The sequence below is a fragment of the Rhodohalobacter sp. genome (genome assembly GCF_041686455.1).
In the GTDB taxonomy this organism is placed as follows: domain Bacteria; phylum Bacteroidota; class Rhodothermia; order Balneolales; family Balneolaceae; genus Rhodohalobacter.
Window position 1 is genome coordinate 1 of sequence record NZ_JAWLDW010000180.1, and the last position, 3960, is coordinate 3960.

The following is a 3960-nucleotide window of genomic DNA, read 5'->3' on the forward strand; positions in this document are numbered from 1 at the left end:
TTAATTAGGCATTCTTTTACCCCATGGAAATGCAGTGCATTCCCATGGGGCTACAGATATGCCGCCCCGAAACGGGGCTGTGTTTTACACCTGAAAAGGTGACCGCCATCTTTTTAATCTCAAGTGGGTTATTTTACCAATCCCAAAGGGACAAAGAACAAGAAATTGAAATCGGGTTGATACCTCGAGCAGAATGCCCGGAAGTAGTTCATTTCCTTTAATCTGAACATCAAAACCAATGCCGAAAAATGTGAATCCTAAAAACTGTTTGTAAGTAGATCTGTATAAGAAGCTACAAGCCAAGCACCTTCGGTGCGCCATATCCGTAGCCTTTGGTCACTGCGCAGCAGTGGCCAGGGGTATCTAGCTAGCATGGCATAAGGGAGCGCCGTATGTGCGATATATCTGAGATTGAATTCAGAGACCCCACCTTAATTACCAAGCTCCGTTGGCAGTGGCGGCTGTTCTCTCGGTACATCGTCTTCATATGTCTCGAGCTGTTCCAAAATTTCCTCGATAGCAGCCTCCAATTGGGTGTCCCGTCCATCATTCACTGCAATAGGATTCAGCTTCACCTCAATATCCGGTGCAACGCCCTCATTCTCGACAGACCAATTGTTATCTGCATCCACAAATCTGAAATGCGGAACCGTCATTGAACCGCCATCAATAAGAGGCGGATTGGCGGAAATCCCGATCAACCCTCCCCAGGTTCGGGTACCCAGTAACGTTCCAATTCCCAGCTCCCTGAACGCGTAAGGCAGAAAGTCGCCGCCCGACCCTGCATCCTGGTCAATCATCATTAATTTGGGGCCGTGCAGACTTGCAGACGGAGTTCGCGACATCATTCCCTGCCGATATACCCAGTTACTCAGATGCTCACGGTTCAGAACTTCCACAATGTAATCGGCAGCCTGCCCGCCGCCGTTAGAACGCTCATCAATAATCAGCGCGTCTTTATCGAGCTGAGCGTGGAACATTCGGTTGAAGAATGTATAGCCGGCTCCCGCTGTATTGGGCAGATAGATATATCCTACTTTGCCGTCTGTGGCTTCATCCACAGCTTTTCGGTTGGACTCTATCCAATGCCAGAGCCGCAACTGATTCTCCGACGAAACTGGTTCCACATCAACATTACGGGAGTTACTACCATTAGCATTTGTCGACAGAGAAAGCACAACCTGTTTATCTACGCTGTTTTCAAGATGTTTGAAGAGGTTATCATCCGCAGTGAGATTCACTCCATTTACAGCGATAATATATTCACCCTCGTTCGCCTCACTTCCGGGTACAACCAAAGGTCCTTCCACAAAAGGATTCCATGATTCACCGGTGTAAATACGGCTAATCTTCCAGCGGTTATTTTCGATTGCAAAATTAGCACCCAATAATCCTCCGGATGGTCCGCTTTCTCTGTGCACATCACCTCCACCCACGCGGTTATGTCCTGCTTGAAGTTCAGCGATCATCTCCACCATCAGGTCATTCAGATCCTCGCGCCGGCCCACATGCTCTACCAGCGGCAAGTATTGGTTATAAACCGCGTCCCAATCGAGGCCGTGAGCATTTTCAGCATAGAAATATTGTGTTTGCATTCTCCAGCCTTCATCAAAAATCTGCCGCCATTCGGCGCGCGGGTCAACTCTCATCCTAAGGTCACTCGTATTGAGTGGCTTTACCGTAATAGACTTCCCAACCTCTGCGGTTGCCGGTGCTCCATTCGACATTTGAATAAGAAGGTGAGTTCCGTTTTCACTCATGTTATAGTTAGACAACCCTGAATAGACAATCTCATCCGTTCGCTCTTCGAAGTCGAAACGAAGCAGCTTGTTCTCGGTATCTGTATCCGATTCCGGTGCTTCAACTGCAGTGCCCGGCTGAACAGAGCGCTGATAAAAGAGCGCCCCATTCTTGCTTACATTCAGATTGCTGTAGTTCCCGATAGAAACCGGCAGCGCAATTTTTCGATCAAACAGATTTTCAAGATCAATAGAAGGAACTTCATCATTCTCTCCTTCTTTCGATTCGTTTTCACCAACCACTTCATCTCCTGGACGAATCGTAAAAGGCGACTCTCCGTCTGCCTGAAGAACCAACGCATAAATACCGGCACGATACGGACGCTCCTGGCTGTTCATATCGAGCCCAAACTGGCGCGGGCCGGTGTTGGTTGAAGCCGCGAAATAGAGATACTTTCCGTCAGGTGAGAACGCGGGTGAAGCCACATCAGCCATTCCATCACTGATCGTATAGTTTTCGCCCGACTCAAAGTGATAGAGAATCAAATCCCGGAAATAGTTGGCCTGCATATCGGTGTATGCCAGCCAGGTACCATCGGGAGAAAGAGCAAGATCAAATCCGGCTTGCCTGTCGCTTTGTATAATCTCATTGGTTTCAGACGTTTCGAGGTTGATGTAGTGCAGTTTTTGCCGGTTATCAGTATAGATGATCCGGTCATTCTCAGCATCCCACTCTTCGAGAAAATAAAAATCGCTGCCAAGAGTATATGATTTGGTTTCACCTAGCCCCGTCTGATCGCTGATTACCAATGTTTGTCCCTCCAAAGACTCCTCAATCCAGCCGATTTCATCTCCGGCCGGCGACCAGACAGCCGTATATTCGCGTACACCATTACTGTTGCTCAGGTTTCGGGTACTGCCTTCCTCAACCGGTACGGTAAATACTTCACCCCTTGCGGTAAACAGGGCACGCTTTCCGTTGGGGGAAAGTTCTCCTGATTGAATATTTGAACTTACATTTTTCCATTCGGTCAGGGTTTGCGGGAGATCCGGGTTGATGGTGACCTCAATTCTCTCAGATTCACCGCTTTCAACATCCAGTTCATAAAGAGCTCCTCCTGCTGCGTATACAACACTGTTCCCGTGTCCTGTCGCCCAGTGAATATCCCAATCGGCCTGATCTGTAATCCGTTCGATCGTTTCAGTCTCCGTATCAAACCGGTGCAGATTCAGTCGCTTATCATAGCGATCCGATATAAACCAGACATCATCTCCGAGCCAAAACGGCTGAATATCGTTGATTCTTTCGCCCGGAATATTCGTAATACTATTTTGTTCCACATCAAAAATACGAACAGAAGGTGTTGAACCTCCCCTGTAACCTCTCCATCCGGCAGATCCTCCATACAAACCGTTATATCCCGGCCCAAAATCTATGTAGGCCAGTTTGGAACCGTCATTATTCCACTGCCCCCTGAAATAGCGGGCATCCATCTGTTTTTCAGGTGCACCTGCTTCCACCGATACATGATAAAGATGGCCTGATCGCCCGTGATCGGTTTCCCTGCGGGTAAAAAATGCCACGCTGTTTCCATCACCACTCCAGCCCGTTACTATATCACTTCCGGGATGCCATGTAAGGCGGTTAGGGGTTCCGCCATCCACCGACATAACATACACATCCGTATTCCCTTCGTAATTGGCAGAAAATGCTATCATTGAACCATCCGGAGAAAAGAAAGGATTATTCTCTTCTGCAGGGCTTGAGGTCAGCCGTACCGGGTTGCTCCCGTCTCTGTCAGTCCGCCACAAATCACCGGCATACACAAAAACGAGATGAGCTTCCGAAACGGTGGGGTGTCTCAATAAATGCGTTACATCCTGCTGCTGAAATGCCTGCAAATTGGACGTGATTAAGAGCGAAAAAGCGAAGAGTAAAGTCAGGGTTAAGAGGATCCGGTTTTTCATCTTTTTATGTTTATTGAATTTGTTGAAATTGATCTCTCTATTAAAATAGTAAAATTCATTACGAAGGCTACACGATTTCCGCATACCGCTTGCATCTTTTACAGCAATACATGCAAAATTGAATTGTAAAACTGTCTGTATTTATTTCCCGCTAGACAGACCTTTTTCGGAAGAGCACACTCTATCCTCGCCGGTTTATACCCAATGCAAAATTGAATTACAAAAGAGCGCGATTCGCTCAAAAAGTCCAAAC

At 47.5% G+C, this 3960-nt stretch carries 1 protein-coding gene; it reads right to left on the bottom strand.

The window, feature by feature from the left end:
- Positions 1–431: 431 nt before the first annotated feature.
- Complete coding sequence (locus tag ACESM0_RS13185) at positions 432–3707, bottom strand: PDZ domain-containing protein (protein WP_372906667.1); 3276 nt, start codon at positions 3705–3707, stop codon at positions 432–434.
- Positions 3708–3960: the final 253 nt, after the last annotated feature.

What these genes read in the sequence shown, in the direction of transcription:
- ACESM0_RS13185 (WP_372906667.1), bottom strand. Translation starts at nt 3,707, where the DNA reads ATGAAAAACCGGATCCTCTTAACCCTGACTTTACTCTTCGCTTTTTCG.